This is a genomic window from Buttiauxella gaviniae ATCC 51604, from assembly GCF_001654835.1.
GTDB lineage: Bacteria > Pseudomonadota > Gammaproteobacteria > Enterobacterales > Enterobacteriaceae > Buttiauxella > Buttiauxella gaviniae.
The window spans coordinates 104,121-121,528 of the sequence record NZ_LXEP01000015.1 but is presented as its reverse complement, the minus strand read 5'-3'; the positions used below and the strand labels follow the sequence as shown (position 1 = coordinate 121,528).

13 protein-coding genes, 1 pseudogene and 1 riboswitch are annotated in these 17,408 nt (G+C 51.2%); of the genes and pseudogenes, 4 read left to right on the top strand and 10 right to left on the bottom strand.

Annotated elements, in window-relative coordinates:
• Nucleotides 1–221 precede the first annotated feature (221 nt).
• The 6 genes and pseudogenes from polB to araB form a co-directional block, all read right to left on the bottom strand.
• Nucleotides 222–2,582, bottom strand: coding sequence for a DNA polymerase II (polB, locus tag M977_RS07675; protein ID WP_064513735.1), 2,361 nt, complete (start codon nt 2,580–2,582; stop codon nt 222–224).
• Between the two features lie 435 nt (nt 2,583–3,017).
• The gene (locus M977_RS07670) at nt 3,018–3,893 is read right to left on the bottom strand and encodes a hypothetical protein (protein ID WP_064513733.1); all 876 of its coding nucleotides are present in this window, start codon (nt 3,891–3,893) and stop codon (nt 3,018–3,020) included.
• 80 nt (nt 3,894–3,973) lie between these two features.
• A pseudogene (locus M977_RS24315) lies at nt 3,974–4,370 on the bottom strand (Hcp family type VI secretion system effector); the annotation flags it as partial.
• 177 nt (nt 4,371–4,547) lie between these two features.
• On the bottom strand, nt 4,548–5,243 hold the full coding sequence (araD, locus tag M977_RS07660) for an L-ribulose-5-phosphate 4-epimerase (protein WP_064513731.1): 696 nt from the start codon (nt 5,241–5,243) through the stop codon (nt 4,548–4,550).
• A 71-nt stretch (nt 5,244–5,314) separates the two neighbouring features.
• Entirely contained in the window at nt 5,315–6,817 is a 1,503-nt protein-coding gene (gene araA / locus M977_RS07655) for an L-arabinose isomerase (RefSeq protein ID WP_064513729.1), read from the bottom strand.
• A gap of 10 nt (nt 6,818–6,827) precedes the next feature.
• Nucleotides 6,828–8,534, bottom strand: a complete 1,707-nt coding sequence (gene araB, locus M977_RS07650; protein ID WP_064513728.1) for a ribulokinase — start codon at nt 8,532–8,534, stop codon at nt 6,828–6,830.
• Nucleotides 8,535–8,874: 340 nt separating this feature from the next.
• Between araB and araC the strand changes: the two genes are divergently transcribed.
• Together araC and M977_RS07635 are read left to right on the top strand one after the other, a co-directional pair.
• Nucleotides 8,875–9,720, top strand: coding sequence for an arabinose operon transcriptional regulator AraC (araC, locus tag M977_RS07640; protein ID WP_064513725.1), 846 nt, complete (start codon nt 8,875–8,877; stop codon nt 9,718–9,720).
• A 100-nt stretch (nt 9,721–9,820) separates the two neighbouring features.
• Entirely contained in the window at nt 9,821–10,594 is a 774-nt protein-coding gene (locus M977_RS07635) for a DedA family protein (protein WP_064513723.1), read from the top strand.
• Here M977_RS07635 and thiQ read toward each other — a convergent pair.
• From thiQ to sgrR, 4 genes are all read right to left on the bottom strand, one after another.
• Complete coding sequence (gene thiQ, locus M977_RS07630) at nt 10,578–11,282, bottom strand: thiamine ABC transporter ATP-binding protein ThiQ (protein WP_064514201.1); 705 nt, start codon at nt 11,280–11,282, stop codon at nt 10,578–10,580. The genes M977_RS07635 and thiQ overlap by 17 nt on opposite strands.
• A 77-nt stretch (nt 11,283–11,359) precedes the next feature.
• Nucleotides 11,360–12,997, bottom strand: a complete 1,638-nt coding sequence (gene thiP / locus M977_RS07625) for a thiamine/thiamine pyrophosphate ABC transporter permease ThiP (protein WP_064513721.1) — start codon at nt 12,995–12,997, stop codon at nt 11,360–11,362.
• Complete coding sequence (thiB, locus tag M977_RS07620; RefSeq protein WP_064513718.1) at nt 12,973–13,956, bottom strand: thiamine ABC transporter substrate binding subunit; 984 nt, start codon at nt 13,954–13,956, stop codon at nt 12,973–12,975. Before thiB ends, thiP begins: the two co-directional genes overlap by 25 nt.
• Nucleotides 13,957–13,992: 36 nt before the next feature.
• Nucleotides 13,993–14,092, bottom strand: a riboswitch (TPP riboswitch).
• 25 nt (nt 14,093–14,117) lie between these two features.
• A complete protein-coding gene (gene sgrR, locus M977_RS07615; RefSeq protein WP_064513716.1) occupies nt 14,118–15,806 on the bottom strand; it encodes an HTH-type transcriptional regulator SgrR in 1,689 nt (562 codons plus the stop codon).
• 88 nt (nt 15,807–15,894) lie between these two features.
• Between sgrR and sgrT the strand changes: the two genes are divergently transcribed.
• Together sgrT and M977_RS07610 are read left to right on the top strand one after the other, a co-directional pair.
• The gene (gene sgrT, locus M977_RS24310; protein WP_072011208.1) at nt 15,895–16,056 is read left to right on the top strand and encodes a glucose uptake inhibitor SgrT; all 162 of its coding nucleotides are present in this window, start codon (nt 15,895–15,897) and stop codon (nt 16,054–16,056) included.
• Between the two features lie 141 nt (nt 16,057–16,197).
• Nucleotides 16,198–17,376 carry a sugar efflux transporter gene (locus tag M977_RS07610; RefSeq protein WP_064513714.1) on the top strand — a complete coding sequence of 393 codons (1,179 nt, stop codon included), beginning with the start codon at nt 16,198–16,200 and terminating at the stop codon, nt 17,374–17,376.
• The last annotated feature ends 32 nt before the right edge of the window (nt 17,377–17,408 follow it).

The following is a 17,408-nucleotide window of genomic DNA, read 5'->3' as shown; positions in this document are numbered from 1 at the left end:
AGATTTCGGCTCTATTATCAGTGACTAAGATTTGCAGGCAATAGTAAAACGACCGCGCGCAAAGGGGGCGGTAGTTCAAAAGTAGATTTAAGGATGATTCAGGAGGGCGCTATGGTACTGGAAGGAAACGCGTTCGTCACCTACTCGTCATACTTCAAGTTGCAGTGGCGTGGGTCGAACTCCCTTGCCGCCTGGCTGCAACGCGAATTATTGAGAGAATGTCAAAATAGCCCTAACTGTCCTGTCATCAGTGTAGCAAAGTCATCTTCAAGGAAGGGTAAAATTCCTTCAGCCACGGGTTGGAGCTGGCGGGTCAGGTAGTGATCGTAGTCCAGCGGTGATTCCTGATAATCCACAGGCTCAGGACCATTAGTGGTGATCACATACTTGATTGTCCCGCGGTTCTGATATTGTGCAGCCCGCCCAAGCCGTTGATTATGCTCATCCGCAAGGCGTGCAGCACGGACATGCGGCGGCACATTTTTTTGATATTCGCTTAATGGCCGACGCAGGCGTTTACGGTAAATCAGCTGATCATCCAGTTCACCAGCCATCAAACTGGCGATAGTTTCGCGAATATAATCCTGATACGGTTCGTGGCGAAAAACCCGTAAATAAAGCGTTTTCTGGAACTCTTGCGCCAGCGGCGTCCAGTCAGTACGCACGGTTTCCAGCCCTTTAAACACCATTCGCTGCTTGTCATTTTCCTGAATCATTCCGGCGTAGCGTTTTTTGGAACCTTCAACGGTGCCGCGAATGGTTGGCATCAGGAAGCGGCAAAAGTGGGACTCGTATTCCAGCTCAAGCTGGCTGTCCAACTGCCGAGTCTGTTGCAGATGGGCTTTCCACCACGCATTAACGTGATTCACTAATTGCTGGCCGATACGCGCCGCATCTTCTTCTGAATGGGCTTTTTTTAGCCAGACAAACGTGGAATCCGTATCTCCGTAAATCACGTCATAGCCCTGAGATTCAATCAGCTCTCGGGTTTGCAGCATGATCTGGTGCCCACGCATGGTGATCGACGAGGCAAGGCGAGGATCGAAGAAGCGGCAGGCACTGGTACCTAATACGCCGTAAAACGCATTCATTATGATCTTTAGCGCCTGGGATAAAGGCTTGTTGCCATGGCGTTTGGCTTCATCGCGCCCTGACCAGATTTGCCCGACGATTTCCGGCAGACAATGTGTGGTTCGGGAAAAATGCGCGCCGAGAAAACCCTCAACGGAATGCTCAGGTTCCGGGTGCGCCATTCCTTCAACCAGGCCTACAGGGTCGATGAGAAACGTGCGGATAATCGACGGATAAAGGCTTTTGTAATCGAGCACTAACACCGAGTCATAAAGGCCCGGGCGTGAGTCCATCACATATCCGCCGGGGCTCGCCTGCGGGGGGACGCTGCCAAGATTTGGGGCAACATAACCGGCGCGGTGCATACGCGGAATATAAAGGTGGCCAAATGCGGCAACCGAGCCACCATGCCTGTCCAACGGCAAACCGTTGACCGTTGCCCGTTCCAGTAAAAATGGCATCAGCTCGGTTTTATGAAAAATATGTGTCACCAGCTCACAGTCTTTAAGGTTGTATTTCGCCAGTGCCGGTTTATCTTCCGCAAAACGCCGGTCAATTTCGTCCATCCGTTGCCACGGGTTATCAATCGCTTTGCCTTCACCAAGCAGTTCCCGGGACACTGTCTCCAGGGAAAACGAGGAGAAATTCCAGAATGCGGAACGCAGGGCTTCGATACCGTCGATAATTACGCGCCCTGCGGCCTGCGCGAAAAACACACCTTGTTTAAAACCGTGCTCACGCCATTCGAGCAAATTGTTCTCGCGCCCAAGGCGCAGCGGAACCTGATAACGATCGGCCATTTTTTGCAGCACACGCAAGTCGAACTGCACCACGTTCCAGCCGATCACCACATCGGGATCGTGCTCGGCAAACCAGCTATTGAGTTTTTCGATAAGCAGCGGCCGGCTGGCAACGTATTCCAGCGTGAAATCCAGCCCGCTGGCGTCACCGTTTTCCGGTCCAAGCATGTAGACGACACGCTGCCCGCAACCTTCCAGGCCGATGCAATAGAGCTCGCCATGGCGATTTGTTTCGATATCCAGCGACACCCATTTCAGCGGCGGGCGGTACTCCGGTGCGGGTTTCAGCTTCGTTTCAACCACCCGATTGTTTTGCTGCTCGCCGCTAAACCAGACGGGAGCGGTAATAAAACGCTCCATCAAAAAACGTTCTGGCGGGCGAATATCGGCTTCGTAAACGGTTATTCCGCCATCACGCAGCACTTTTTCGATTCGCATAAGCTGGCGATGCTGTCGGCAATAAAGGCCGCAAACAGGTTGGCGGTGGAAATCTTTGAGGGGCAGCGGTGTGAGCCGATACTGGCTTTCTTTCGCGAGCAAGCGAGCAACTTCGGATTGTTGCGACTGGGGGATAAACGCGACCGACTCCTGGCGCGGCAGACGCACCTTAACCGGGCCATCGTCCGTAGCCAGCCAAAACTCAACATCAGTACCGAGCGGGGTATCTCGCCAGTGACGCGTTAGCAAAAAACCTTGGCGGGCTTGTGACACGCTGCATTCTCATAAAGGAAAAAGTGGTCTGATTATATACCACGTCATGGAGGATTACTGACTTTATGTACAGTGGGAATGCATTTGGAAATCTAATAGCGGCTCACACTGATAAGCTCAATACTGATAGAGTGATCTCCCCAAACGATGCTGTATTGTTCAGAATCTGTACGGCTCTTTGCCCAATAGGCGTTCCAGACTCTCCCACCGCTATATAGTTGGTAATTATTTTTAACAAAGTATTGCTCTAATTTTTTAGATGCTTTGGTGACATTGTCAATATTATTCCAGGTGATACTGTCAAAACTGTAGCCATAATTATCATCTCCGGCAGTGCCGTAACTAATTTCATCTGAGAGATGAGGTAGTGTATGAAAAAATGACGGGGTTATTACTACGTAATATATTAAATCCTTTTTGGTATATGTTGCACCATCAAAAGTTGTTAGTTGAATGAAAATAATCAGGAGAAGAAGGCTTATGATTGTTAATATAAAAATGAGAAGGCATTTCAAAGTTTTTTTGCCGTAATAAATTATCTTCTTTACTCGGTTTTCTGCGAAGTGAAACATATAATTCTTCATTTAATCTATTATTGTCAGGGAAGAAGTTATTTTTAGGTGCATCATAATGGCGATTTGATAGACTATTTTCATTTAAATCATTTAATGGTTGGATGTAATTTAGCCATGATGGCAAGTATCCTTTTCTCGGTGTCTGTTTCTTCGGTGGAACTGGTTGTGGAAATAATAATGGTCGAAATTCTTTATTTTTAAAGTTACCAATTGGGCCATAATGGTCCCAAATTGATAAAGCGTAATTTTTAGTTGTTGGCATTGCTAAAATCAAGGGATCAATACCGGTCCCAAAAACACGATAAAAACCTAGTAAATCTGAAACTAGATCTTCCCCACTGAAGCCGCTATCTGTAAATTTAGCGATCATCGTCGTTGCCTGGAATGCTTCAAAGCGCCATGCAGTTTGTTTCATTATTGTCAGAGCAATACGTTTTTTCATCTCATTGCTAAGACAAGACCGTACCATCAATGGAGCATGTACACCTGCCCAAAGATCTAATCCAAATCTTAAATGTTTGACCATTTCCTGAAAATAATCGACAGGGAAATACCAATCATTAAACTCAGGAAAATATTTTCTGTCTTTTTCTTCAAATAAAATTGCCTTAAGTCTCTTGGCATCATCCCCACATGCATGCCCGAGATCAATCCATCCAAGAATCTTAGTATAAACTAAACCTGATTTTCTATTTGAGGATGAAAAGCCATCCTTGATCTCTTCTCTTTTACTCATGACCACTCCTAATAAACATTATCTTCCCAAAAACTATAGCCAGAAGTCCCTGCTACGTGATGATTCCATGTAATACTTTTAAAACTGAGGAGGAGAGTTTCTTCTGGTTGGGCATCGTTATGATCTATCGAATGAGGAATATTAAGAGAAACGTCAACCAAGAATGCGTCCCTGAGCTCAATGGAATAGAATTTCCGGTTAAAACCTGTTTTATCTGTGCTGTAGACATCGATTACACACTGTAGTTTTTCGTTATTGGCGATTGCCACTCCAAGTAATGGGGATGATTTATCGATTAATTTAGTTATGCTTATGGGCTGATGATTGATGATTGATGTGCTGTTGTCGGTGGGTGCTATGAGTGAGTGCCAGAACAAAGATTTGGTCAAGGTGATTGATTTGGCATTTATTACCTAAGGAATCATAGGTTCCGCATCCCTGGGAAATGGAGCCTTGTTTTTCACCTGTTATTGTCATGTAAACTAAGTTAGCCATATAAACTCTCCTTTTTAACTGAGTTATATGCCTATGTTTTAATAAATACAAATGCTAAAAATGTATTATATAGGATTAAGTAATTTACGAGATTAATATCAGGGTGTTAATGAGGAGTTTTTTTTAGAACTAAGTGGCACTTATTAGCGCCACTTTTAACTACTGCCCGTAATAAGCCTTCGCGCCATGCTTACGCAAATAATGTTTATCCAGCAGCGTTTGTTGCATATCTGGTAATTCAGGGGAAAGTTGTCGACAGAATATTCCCATATAGGCCACTTCTTCCAGCACGATGGCGTTATGCACCGCATCAACCGGATCTTTACCCCACGCAAACGGGCCGTGAGAATGCACCAGCACACCAGGCATTTGTGCGGCATCGATCCCTCGTTCAGCAAAGGTTTTTACGATGACTTCACCGGTTTGCCATTCGTAATCACCGTTGATCTCTTCATCGGTCATTTTTCGAGTGCAAGGAATGGTGCCGTAAAAGTAATCCGCGTGAGTGGTGCCCGTTGCGGGAATGGATTTCCCGGCTTGCGCCCAAATGGTCGCGTGGCGCGAGTGGGTGTGGACGATGCCGCCGATGTGCGGAAATTGCAGATACAGCAGGCGATGGGTTGGTGTGTCGGACGAAGGTTTTTTATTGCCTTCAACCACTTCGCCGGTTTCGAGGCTCACCACTACCATGTCTTCAGCCGTCATGATGCTGTAATCGACGCCGGATGGTTTGATGACCAGCACCCCCCGTTCACGATCGACGGCGCTGACGTTACCCCAGGTCAGCGTCACCAGATTGTGTTTTGGCAGCGCGAGATTCGCTTCGAGTACCTGACGTTTGAGTTGTTCTAACATATCGTTCTCCGGGATTTCCCCTCACCCGAACCCTCTCTCAGGGAGAGGGCCGGGGTGAGGGGCAAAACGTCTTAGCGTTTGAAGCTGTAATAAACCTCGTTCCAGCGCAGCGAATCTTTAAATGCAGGCAGGCGGGTGTCGTTGTCGATAACCGACAGTTCGATGCCATGCAGTTCGCTGAACAAGCGCATATCGTCAAGCGTCAGAGACTGGCTGAACACCGTGTGGTGTGCGCCACCAGCCAGGATCCACGCTTCAGAAGCGGTTGGTAGATCGGGCCGTGCTTTCCACAGAGCATTAGCCACTGGAAGCTTCGGCAACTGGTGCGGGGCTTCAACGGTATCAACGCAGTTCACCAGCAGGCGGAAACGATCGCCAAGATCGATAAGGCTTGCGTTAAGTGCCGGGCCAGTTTGGGTGGAGAAGATCAAGCGGGCAGGATCGTCTTTGCCACCGATCCCTAAATGCTGCACATCGAGAATCGGTTTTTCTGCAATGGCGATCGAAGGGCAGACTTCCAGCATGTGAGAACCGAGCACCATATCGTTGCCGTTTTCGAAGTGATAGGTGTAGTCCTCCATGAAAGAGGTGCCGCCTTGCAGACCGGTTGACATCACCTTCATGATGCGAAGCAAAGCGGCGGTTTTCCAGTCGCCTTCGCCCGCAAAGCCGTAGCCTTGCTGCATCAGGCGTTGCACAGCCAGGCCCGGAAGTTGTTTCAGGCCATGCAGGTCTTCAAAGGTGGTGGTAAAGGCGTTGAAACCGCCATGTTCGAGGAACTGTTTCATCCCCAATTCAATGCGCGCGGCATCAATGACGTTCTGGCGTTTTTCACCATTGATTTGCGCAACGGCGGTCAGGCGGTAACTGCTTTCGTATTCATCGACCAGCGCGTTGACATCCCCTTCGCTGACAGCGTTAACCACTTCAACCAGGTCGCCGACCGCATAGGTATTAACGGAGAAGCCGAATTTCATCTGCGCGGCAACTTTGTCGCCATCGGTCACGGCAACTTCACGCATGTTGTCACCAAAACGCACCACTTTTAGCTGACGAGTATCTTGTTTGGACACCGCTTGACGCATCCAGGAGCCAATGCGTTGATGGGCTTGTGGATCTTGCCAGTGACCCGTCACCACGGTGTGCTGTTGGCGCATACGTGCGCCGATAAAACCGAACTCACGGCCGCCATGCGCGGTCTGGTTCAGGTTCATAAAGTCCATATCAATGCTTCCCCATGGGATTTGCGCATTGAACTGTGTATGGAATTGCAGCAGCGGCTTGGTCAGGATGCTCAGGCCGTTGATCCACATTTTTGCCGGCGAGAAGGTGTGCAGCCACACCACCATTCCGGCACATTTATCGCTGTAGCTGGCATCGCGGCAGATAGCGGTAATTTCATCCGGCGACGTACCCAAAGGTTTCAACACCAGTTTGCACGGCAGTTTGGCTTCTTTGTTGAGCGCATTCACAACCTGTTCGGCGTGTTGATTTACCTGACGCAACGTTTCCGCACCGTAGAGATGCTGGCTGCCAATTACAAACCACACTTCATATTGTTCAAAAATGTTCATCGTCATGTCCTTAATGGGTCACAGTGGCCTGAGCTACACGAGTAACCGCAGCTGGGGCAGAAGGGAGATAGTGTTGTTCCGCGCTAACCGCCCATTGCTGGTAACGGCGATAGAGCTGTTCAAAGCGCTCGGCGCGTTGGGAATCAGGTTGCAGGGTGCTTTCAATCTGGCTGGCCATAGCGAGCTGGGCGCGGGAAATATCCGCGTGAATGCCCGCCGCAACGGCGGCAAAAATGGCGGCGCCTAATGCGCAGCACTGGTCAGAGGCAACAATCTGCAATGGACGATTTAGTACGTCAGAGCAAACCTGCATGATGACCGGGGATTTTCGTGCAATTCCGCCAAGCGCCATCACGTGAGTGACGGGAATACCTTGTTCGGTGAAGCACTCCATAATGGCGCGGGCACCAAAGGCGGTTGCGGCAATCAGCCCACCGAACAGCGCGGGTGCATCGGTTGCCAGGTTTAAATCGGTGATCACCCCTTTCAGGCGCTGGTTGGCATTCGGGGTGCGGCGGCCGTTAAACCAGTCGAGTACGACCGGCAGATGCTCAAGAGAGGGGTTCTTAGCCCAGGCTTCCGTCAGCGCCGGTAGCAGTTGTTTCTTGCTGGCATTGATTTGCTCACGCAGTTCCGGATGTGCAAGCGCCAGTTGTTCCAGCGGCCAGCCAAGGACACGGCCAAACCAGGCGTAGATATCGCCGAATGCCGATTGCCCGGCTTCGAGGCCGATAAAATCAGGGATCACGCTACCATCAACTTGCCCACAAATGCCTTTTACGGCGCGGTCGCCAACGGTGGGTTTGTCGGCAATCAAAATGTCGCAAGTTGAGGTGCCGATAACTTTCACCAGCGTGTTCGGCTGTGCACCCGCGCCAACAGCGCCCATATGGCAGTCAAACGCGCCACCGGAAATCACCACGTTTTGCGGCAGACCGAGGCGTTCAGACCATTCGGGGGAAAGTGTCCCAACCGGAACATCAGCAGTCCAGGTTTCGGTAAACATCGGGTAAGCCAGATTCTGGTTAATAACCGGATCTAACTCGTCAAAGAAACTGGCCGGAGGAAGACCGCCCCAGCTTTCATGCCACAAAGACTTATGCCCGGCGCTACAGCGGCCACGGCGAATATCCTGCGGTTGGGTGGTGCCGGAAAGCAGCGCGGGAACCCAGTCGCACAATTCAATCCACGATACAGCCGCTTTTGCCACTTGTGGGTCAGCGCGGGTCACGTGCAGGATTTTTGCCCAGAACCATTCGCTCGAGTAGATGCCGCCGATATAACGGGAGTAGTCATCTTTGCCGGGCTGATGGCACAAGCGGGTAATGGCTTCGGCTTCTTCTACGGCGGTGTGATCTTTCCACAACACAAACATGGCGTTCGGGTTGTCGGCAAATTCTGTCGTCAGAGCCAGTACATTTCCTTGGGCATCAATTGGCGCGGGAGTTGAACCGGTGCTGTCAACGCCAATACCGCAAACCCGGGTGCGCTGTTCAGCCGTCAGTTCGGCGAGAACGGTTTTTACTGCCCGTTCCATGGACTCAATATAGTCTCGTGGGTGATGGCGAAACTGGTTATTTGGGGCGTCGCAATATTGGCCTTCCTGCCAGCGCGGATACCATTCCACACTGGTCGCAAGCTCTGCACCATTTTCACAATCAACGGCTAAAGCGCGAACAGAATCGCTACCAAAATCGAGGCCCAGCGCAATCGACATTTTTAAACTCCCTGACCTGTTATCTATGGAAATGACATTAGTTTTTATGCAGAAAAACAGTCAGGTCGTATTCGCTGTAGTTATGGAGAAATGTGCTGTGCCTTCGAGAAGTGTGACGCCCCGCAAATAATCGATGTGGATATTTCTGCTACTTTTATAAACACATTGGTTATCTTCTTAAAACCTCCTGGTTGTCAGATAAAAAGCATAGGTTCAGGTAAATTGCGGCTTTATGATGAGAATCGGACGGTTTACGGTTCAGACAGTGTTGCCCTGGCAAGGCATAGCACGGATATGGACAAATTGTTTCTGTACCCCCTCTTGAATAGCGAGCTTGTTGATGGCTGAAATGCAAAATGACCCTCTGTTACCGGGGTACTCTTTTAATGCCCATTTAGTCGCGGGATTAACGCCGATTGAAGCCGAAGGGCCGCTGGATTTTTTCATCGACCGTCCGTTAGGAATGAAAGGTTACATCCTGAATTTAACGGTGAAGGGTGAAGGGGTTATCAATAATCAGGGGAAAAACTATGTCTGCCGTCCTGGCGATATTCTGCTTTTCCCTCCGGGTGAAGTGCATCACTATGGCCGCGCCCCGGACAGTAAAGAGTGGTATCACCAGTGGGTTTACTTCCGCCCGCGTGCGTACTGGCAGGAGTGGTTAAACTGGGACCCTATCTTTGCGCATACCGGTTTCTTCCGTCCTGATGACGCCCATCAGCAGAATTTTTCACAGTTGTTTGGCCAGATAATTGAAGCCGGGCAGGCAGAAGGGCGCTACGCCGAATTGCTGGCGATTAACCTGTTAGAGCAGTTGTTGTTGCGGCGCATGGAGGTGCTGAATGCTTCCCTCAATCCACCGCTGGATAACCGTGTCCGCGATGCCTGCCAGTATATCAGCGACCACCTGGCCGATAACCATTTTGATATTGCAGGGGTGGCGCAGCATGTCTGTTTATCGCCTTCTCGCCTGTCGCACTTGTTCCGCCAGCAGCTTGGTGTCAGCGTTTTAAGCTGGCGTGAAGACCAACGTATCCTCCAGGCAAAACTGTTGCTCAGCACCACCCGCATGCCGATTGCCAGCGTCGGGCGCAACGTCGGTTTTGAAGACCAGCTCTATTTTTCACGCGTTTTCAAAAAGTGCACAGGAGCTAGCCCGAGCGAGTTTCGTGCCGGCTGTGAATAATATATGTGAATAGCCGCTATTATTGATTCATACAAATGATGGCTTGACGCTTCATTCCACACTCAGGAGAATCGCCCACTCGTTTCTCGACGGACGCTTTATGGAAGCTTTGCTGGAACACTTTATTACTCAGTCAGTGGCGTATTCGCTTTTTGCGGTGATGCTGGTGGCTTTTCTGGAATCTCTGGCGCTGGTGGGTCTTATCCTTCCTGGCACGGTAATGATGGCGGGGCTTGGTGCGCTGATTGGTGGCGGGCAGGTTGGGTTCTATCACGCCTGGGCTGCGGGGATTATCGGTTGCCTGCTGGGCGACTGGATTTCGTTCTGGCTGGGAGGCCGCTTTAAAGGGCCGCTGCATCGCTGGTCGTTTATGAAAAAGAACAAAGCGCTGCTGGATAAAACCGAGCATGCGCTGCATCAGCACAGCATGTTTACCATCCTGGTTGGCCGCTTCGTTGGCCCAACGCGCCCACTGGTGCCGATGGTTGCGGGCATGTTAGATCTTCCGGTTTCTAAATTTATCGTCCCGAATATTATTGGCTGCATTTTCTGGCCACCCATCTACTTCTTGCCGGGGATTCTGGCGGGTGCCGCGATTGATATTCCTGCGGATATGCAAAGCAGCAGCTTTAAATGGCTCTTGCTGCTAGTAGCACTGGGGCTGTGGCTAGCGGGATGGTTGTGTTGGCGCTGGTGGCGCAGTGGTAAAGCAAGTACTGACCGTTTAACTCAGTACTTGCCGCGCTCTCGTTTGCATTGGTTAGCACCAACAATGACGGTGCTGGCCGTGGGGAGCTTTGTTGCAATCCAGATGCACCCGATGATGCCGATTTACCGCAGCATTCTTTGGAAAGTGCTCACCGGGCACCACTAATGCCCAACAGTGCTGATGCACTGGCTTCTCCGCTCAATAAGGTTGCCGTATCGCCATCCCAGGCGATACGGCCATCGACCACCACCAGACTTCTTTCGGCAATTCGTGCTGCATCTTCAATACTGTGTGACACCATCAATAGCGTCAGCTGTTGCTGGCGACACAGGTTATCGAGCAGTTGCAGCATCTCCTGGCGTAGCGCCGGGTCGAGTGCTGAAAATGGTTCATCAAGCAGTAAAATCGGTTGTTCGCGCACCAGGCAACGGGCAAGAGCGACACGCTGGCGCTGGCCGCCGGAAAGCTGCGCTGGCAGCCTGTCGAGTAAATCACTTATCGCCATCTGGCTGGCAATCGTCGCCAGGCGTTCCTGTTGTGCCGCGCTGAGCTTAAGGCCGGGGTTTAGCCCCAGGCCAATGTTCTGGCGCACCGTAAGGTGGTTGAAAAGATTGTTCTCCTGGAACAGCATCGATACCGGGCGCTGTGCGGGTGCCGTCGCCGTATGGTCGTTGCCATGCAGCATAATCTGCCCGCTGGCAGGGGTGAGAAAACCGGCAATCAAACTCAGCAGCGTACTTTTCCCCGCCCCGCTTGGTCCCAGCACCGCAACGCGTTCTCCGGCGTTAATTTGCATCGAAAAGCGCATCGGTAAATGGTGATAGAGCCAGGTTACATCAGTTAGCGTTAGCATTCCTTCATCCTTCAAGTTGCAGGTGTGTTGGCTGCGTTCTTTCATCCAGGTCACATAGTTTTCTATGTTCCCAGGCTTCATTCACTTGCCGCCTTCCTGCAACCTGAATCATTTTGGGAATCGCGTCCCGGAAGTTTTTCAATCAATGTGAATAAAGCAAAGCACAGTATCAGCAGGATAAGCGCAGTAACCGCACCATCCTGGCTACGATATGAACCAATTTGTTGATAAAGATAAAACGGCAGCGTGCGGAAATCTTCATTGCCGAACAGCGCCACTACGCCAAAATCACCAATCGACAGCACACAGGCAAATGCCAGCGCTTGTGCCAGAGGCCGTTTTAGCGCGCGTAATTCGATATAACGCAGGCGGTTTAAGCCGCTGATATTCAGCGACTGGCACAGCTTGTTGTAGCGTTCCGCCACATCCAGCATTGGGTTTTCCAGCACTTTCAGGGCGTAGGGAACCGCCATTAATGCATTGGTGAAAATCACAATGCCATCGGCGGATTGCGGCAAACCTACCGTGTTATTAAGCAACAGGAAAAAGCCGGTCGCCAGCACGATGCCCGGCATGGCGAGAATTAACATGCCGCTCAACTCCAGCGCTTGCCCGGCAAATGCGCGGTTGCGCAGGCGCAATTCCCGCGAACTCCACAGCAGCATTACCGTAATGACGACGCTTATCAGCCCCGCGCCGACTGCAATTCTTAACGAGGTGAATAATGCCTGCCAGAGAATTGGCTGTGAAAGCACGCTGTTAAATCCGCTGTTGATGCCATCAATGATGACCGCCAGCAGCGGGGGCAATAGCAGCAACATTGCGAGTGAAATTAACAACCCGTCGCACAGTTTTCGGCGTAGGTTATCTTGCGGGTCGCGCCAGCCTTGCATTTGGCTGATTCCCACCGGAATCGCTTTGCTCAGCCGCTGGCTCATCAAAACGAGGCCAAGGCAGCAAACCATTTGTACTATTGCGAGCAGTGCCGCACGTGCGGGATCGTAGTCGTAACTGAGGGCCTGGAAGATAGCCAGTTCAATGGTGGTTGCCTGCGGCCCGCCGCCGAGCGAAAGCACGGTGGCAAAACTTGCGAAGCAGAGCATAAAAATCAGTGCGGCGGCAGGAAGGATCTGGCGCCGTAGCCACGGCCATTCGACAAAGCGAAAGAAATTCCAGCCCTGCATACCAAGCTGTGCGGCGACCTGGCGCTGTTCGCTGGGGATATTTTCCAGCGCCTGAAGCAGCAGGCGGGTTGCCATCGGCAAGTTGAAAAATACGTGTGCCAGCAAAATGCCTTTCAGGCCATACGGTGAGAACCCCCATTCGATGCCAAGTCTGGCGCACAATGAGGCCAGCCAGCCTTCGCGGCCGTAAACCGTCAGAATCCCAAACACGGCAACTAACACCGGCAACACCAGCGTCATGGCGCACAGACGTAACAGTGCTAATCTCCCTGGGAAACGGCGTCGGTAAAGCGCCCGGGCCAGAAAAATGGCCGGGAGCACCGAAAGGGTGGCTGAGAGGAATGCCTGCCAGAAGGAGAAGCGCAGCACGTGCCACAGATAACTATCCTGCACCAACGCGCGGATATCGGTTTGAGGCGCGTTAAACCACAACGCCAGAAAAGCCGCCAGGGCGACGGCGACCACCAGCGTGGCGGCGCATAGCCCTGGAATCAGCCAGCCGGGGATCAGCGGCTGACGGAGCGTTGCCATTCACTGATCCAGCTGGCGCGATGGGATGAAACGTCTTGCGGGCTAAACTCCAGCGTGGTCTGTGGTTTGACCAGGCCGTTAAAGCCTTCCGGCAATTTCACATCTGTTACCGGATACATCCAGTTGCCGGTTGGAATGGTGTTCTGGAATTCAGGCGTTGTGATGAATTTCATGAACTTTTGCGCCAGCTCAGGCTGTTTGCTGGAGGCCAGGCGGCCCGCTACTTCGACCTGCAAATAGTGCCCTTCGCTGAAATTGGCTGCCGCGTAGTTATCTTTTTTCTCTTCAATAATGTGATATGCCGGAGAAGTGGTGTAGCTCATCACCAGATCGCCTTCACCTTTCAGGAACAGGCCGTAGGCTTCGGACCAGCCTTTGGTGACGGTGACGGTTTTCTTCGCCAGTTTCGCCCAGGCTTCAGGCGTTTTGTCGCCATATACTTTTTGCATCCATAACAGCAGGCCGAGACCTGGCGTGCTGGTACGTGGATCCTGGTAAATCACTTTCCATTTCTGGTCGCTTTCAACCAATTCTTTCAGGCTTTTCGGCGGGTTTTTGAGTTTGTTTTTGTCATACACAAAAGCGAAATAACCGTAATCGAATGGCACAAAGGTATTGTTGTTCCACCCGCCAGGAATTTTTAGCGAGCTGGTTTCAACATTGCTCGGAGCAAACAATTTCGTTTGTGCCGCCGCTTCCAGCAGGTTGTTATCCAGCCCTAAAACCACGTCAGCTTTGCTGTTTTTACCCTCCATGCGTAGGCGGTTAAGCAAGGAAACACCATCTTCGAGTGCGACGAATTTCAGCTCGCAATTGCAGTCCGCTTCAAAGGCTTTTTTTACCGCAGGGCCTGGGCCCCAGTCGGCAGCGAAGGAGTCGTAGGTGTAAACAGTCAGCAGGGGTTTGGCGAAAACAGGGGCTGCGATGAGCACCAGTAACGGCAGGAATTTTTTGAACACTTTGCACCTCTTGGAATTAGGGGTGGCAAAGGACTTTGAGAATTGAGCCTCAAATCCCTTCGCCGGCGTTATCCGGATCAGGTTCGACGGGTATTATCTCAGCCAGACTTTCGTCTTAGCACCCCGTTGAGAACGCGTGCATTGTAATGATTTTGTGAAACTTACGAAAGCTCTTTACCCGTACTCACAGATTGCGGTTCCGGTGGTGCAAACCATGCCGATTTAAAATCAAACCAACCCAATGTGTTCATTCGCACACCGCGCATACTGCGTTGCCCTTCAATGCGCAGCCAGTGGTGGATTAACGGCAAAATATCATTATTTTCAACGCGACTCTGGCACCATTCCGGGAGCGAAAGCTCACCGTTATGCCATTTTCGGGTATCCGTTTCCCAGTCATTCGCAATGCATTTCTGAATCAGCGGCACTTCATAAAGATGCGAATAGAGTGAAAACTCCAGCGGCAGCGTGAAGTTGGCACTGTTCAGCCAGATATCACTTTCTGCCTCACCCTGGTGCCACTCTTCATAACTGACTTCCTGCACCACCAGTTTTACCCCCACGCGGGCCAGCAACTCTTCCATCACTTTACTGATCATGCGGTGTTCAACGTGGTCGCGGTAAAACGTCAGCGTTACAGATTCCAGACTATCAGGTTTTTCAAGCACCGGTTGTGGGCGCGCGTGGTGCCAGCGCGGCAGTAAACCATACGCAGGAAACCAGTACTGCTGGTTTTGAGCACCCGCGCTATAAAGCAGATGAATGGGGGCCAACACATGGCTTAGCCAGCGGCGAACGTCGTCATTACTGCCAGATTTGGATCGCCTATCAAACAAAATGTAATAGCAGCCTTCTTCCAGACGGCTTTCGACGGCTTTTTCACTATCAGGCATGCCCGATAGTTGCACTGCGCAACTGACATCTTCACCGATCTCTGGCAATACCCAGAAATTTACCTCGTCAATCAATGCGCGATAGCCGAAGTAATCATCGTAAGCCTGAATTTTCAATTGGTTGTTATTGTTGCGCACCACCGAATAGGGGCCTGACCCAACAGGCTGACGGGCAAAATTGCTTAATGTCTGCCATTCACGCGGCAGGATCATTGCGTTAACACTGCCCAATAACCAAGGTAGCCATTGGTCGGGCTGCGAGAGCGTGATATCCAGCGTCCATGTGGTTGGCGAGCTGATTTGCGTAATGTGTGCGTAGAGTGGCAACGCATTAATTCGTTGCAAAGATGTCATGACATCCAGCATGTCCAGTTCGCGGCCATGGTGAAAATGAATGCCGGGGCGCAGATAAAAACGCCAGTGTAATGGGGAAATTTGCTGCCAGTGATGGGCAATATCTGCTTCCAGTTCCCCATTTTCCTCATTTATACGGATTAACCCACTGAAAATTTGCCTGGCAATATGGGTTTCCGAGCGGCGTAATGCCGAGCCTGGTAACAGATTTAATAGCGGGCGGTAATAGAGCACGCGCAGGATATGCCGCCCCTGGCGGAAGCTGCGGCCCAGATGGGAGATCAACATCTGGCGTACTGCGGCTTTGTCACCGACGATCTGCACCAGTTGATCAATACGATCCTGCTCGAGAAGATCTTCTGCCCGCTGTTGTTGCAGCGCAAGGCCGGTATACAGGAATTCCAGCTGTGAACGCTTGCCGCGCCCGACCTCTGCTTTCCAGCTGAGCCAGCCCTTTTCCTGCATCGCGCTTAGTAACGTACGCATATGGCGGCGGGAGCAATTCAGCAGATCTGCCAGCTCATTGAGCGTGGTTTCCTGCGGTTTACCTTCAAAGTTTTGCCATAAACGTATGAACTGTTGTTGCAGACGACTGCTGGACATAAAAGAGGAACTCCCGTCAGAAACTCATCAATTTAACTTTCCTCATATTACGCCAATAATCATCAACGTTGAAAGCGAGGAGGTACATATGAAACGGTCGCCAGTTGTTAAGTTCTATCAACAGTATTTTACCGCAACCCAAAGTGTTTCCGCTGGATGGCTGGCTCGCCTGACAGCATCGCAACGTCTAAGGATGCTTGAGGACTTAATGCAGTGGGAGGTGACAACTTCCGTGACCGTGAAGTACTGACTCGTTGATACATGTGTGACTGAGAATTGGTGAATTTCACCTGGCCAGCAGATTGTTCCTGCTGGCTTTTTTATACCCGTCATTAGGGTATAGTTTACGTTTTGCACACCCAGTGAGCGCTCGAACAAAAGGAATTTCTGCATGCTGTGGTTTTTGACACGAGGACGCCGCCTCAATCCGGTGTATGCCGCATTTATGGTTGTGGCTTTTATGATGGGGATTGCGGGGGCACTTCAGGCTCCCACTCTTAGCCTGTTTTTAACGCGTGAAGTGCAGGTGCGCCCGTTCTGGGTCGGGCTGTTTTATACCGTCAATGCGATAGCCGGGATACTCGTCAGCCTGGCGCTGGCAAAACGTTCCGATAACCGGGGCGACCGTCGCAAACTGATTATGGTTTGTTGCGTAATGGCCGTAGCAAACTGCGTATTGTTTGCTTTTAACCGCCATTACCTGACGTTAATTACCGTTGGCGTTATGTTCGCGTCTATTGCCAACACGGCGATGCCACAAATCTTCGCTCTTGCCCGCGAGTATGCCGATAGCTCGGCGCGAGAGGTGGTAATGTTCAGCTCGATAATGCGTGCGCAGCTCTCGCTTGCCTGGGTTATCGGGCCGCCGCTGTCATTTATGCTGGCGCTAAACTACGGTTTCACCACCATGTTCCTGATCGCGGCCGGGATTTTCGTTATCTCGCTGGCGCTCATTTTCTTTGCACTCCCCTCAGTGAGCAGGATTGAACAACCCGCAGATGTTGCCCTCACGCAGGTCAGCGGCTGGAAAGACAAAAACGTTCGTATGCTGTTTATCGCCTCCATGTTGATGTGGACCTGCAACACCATGTACATCATTGATATGCCGTTATGGGTCAGCACTGATTTAGGGCTGCCTGAATCGCTGGCGGGGCTTCTGATGGGCACCGCTGCGGGCCTTGAGATCCCGGCGATGATCCTTGCAGGTTATTACGTTAAGCGTTTTGGTAAACGCCGTATGATGGTGATTGCTGTGGCGGCTGGCGTGTTGTTCTACGTCGGATTGATTCTGTTCCATAGTCGCACGGCGCTGCTGTTACTTCAGCTTTTTAACGCGGTGTTTATCGGGATTGTCGCCGGTATCGGGATGTTGTGGTTCCAGGATTTGATGCCGGGCAGGCCGGGTTCGGCGACCACTTTATTTACAAACAGTATTTCGACGGGCGTGATTCTGGCGGGCGTGTTACAGGGTGCGCTGGCGGAGAGCTTCGGGCACCATTCAGTGTACTGGCTAATTGCGGGGTTGTCGGTGTTGGCGTTGATTCTGACCAGTCGGGTAAAGAATATTTAAGCTGAAATAATGTCGGATGACGCTGTACGTCA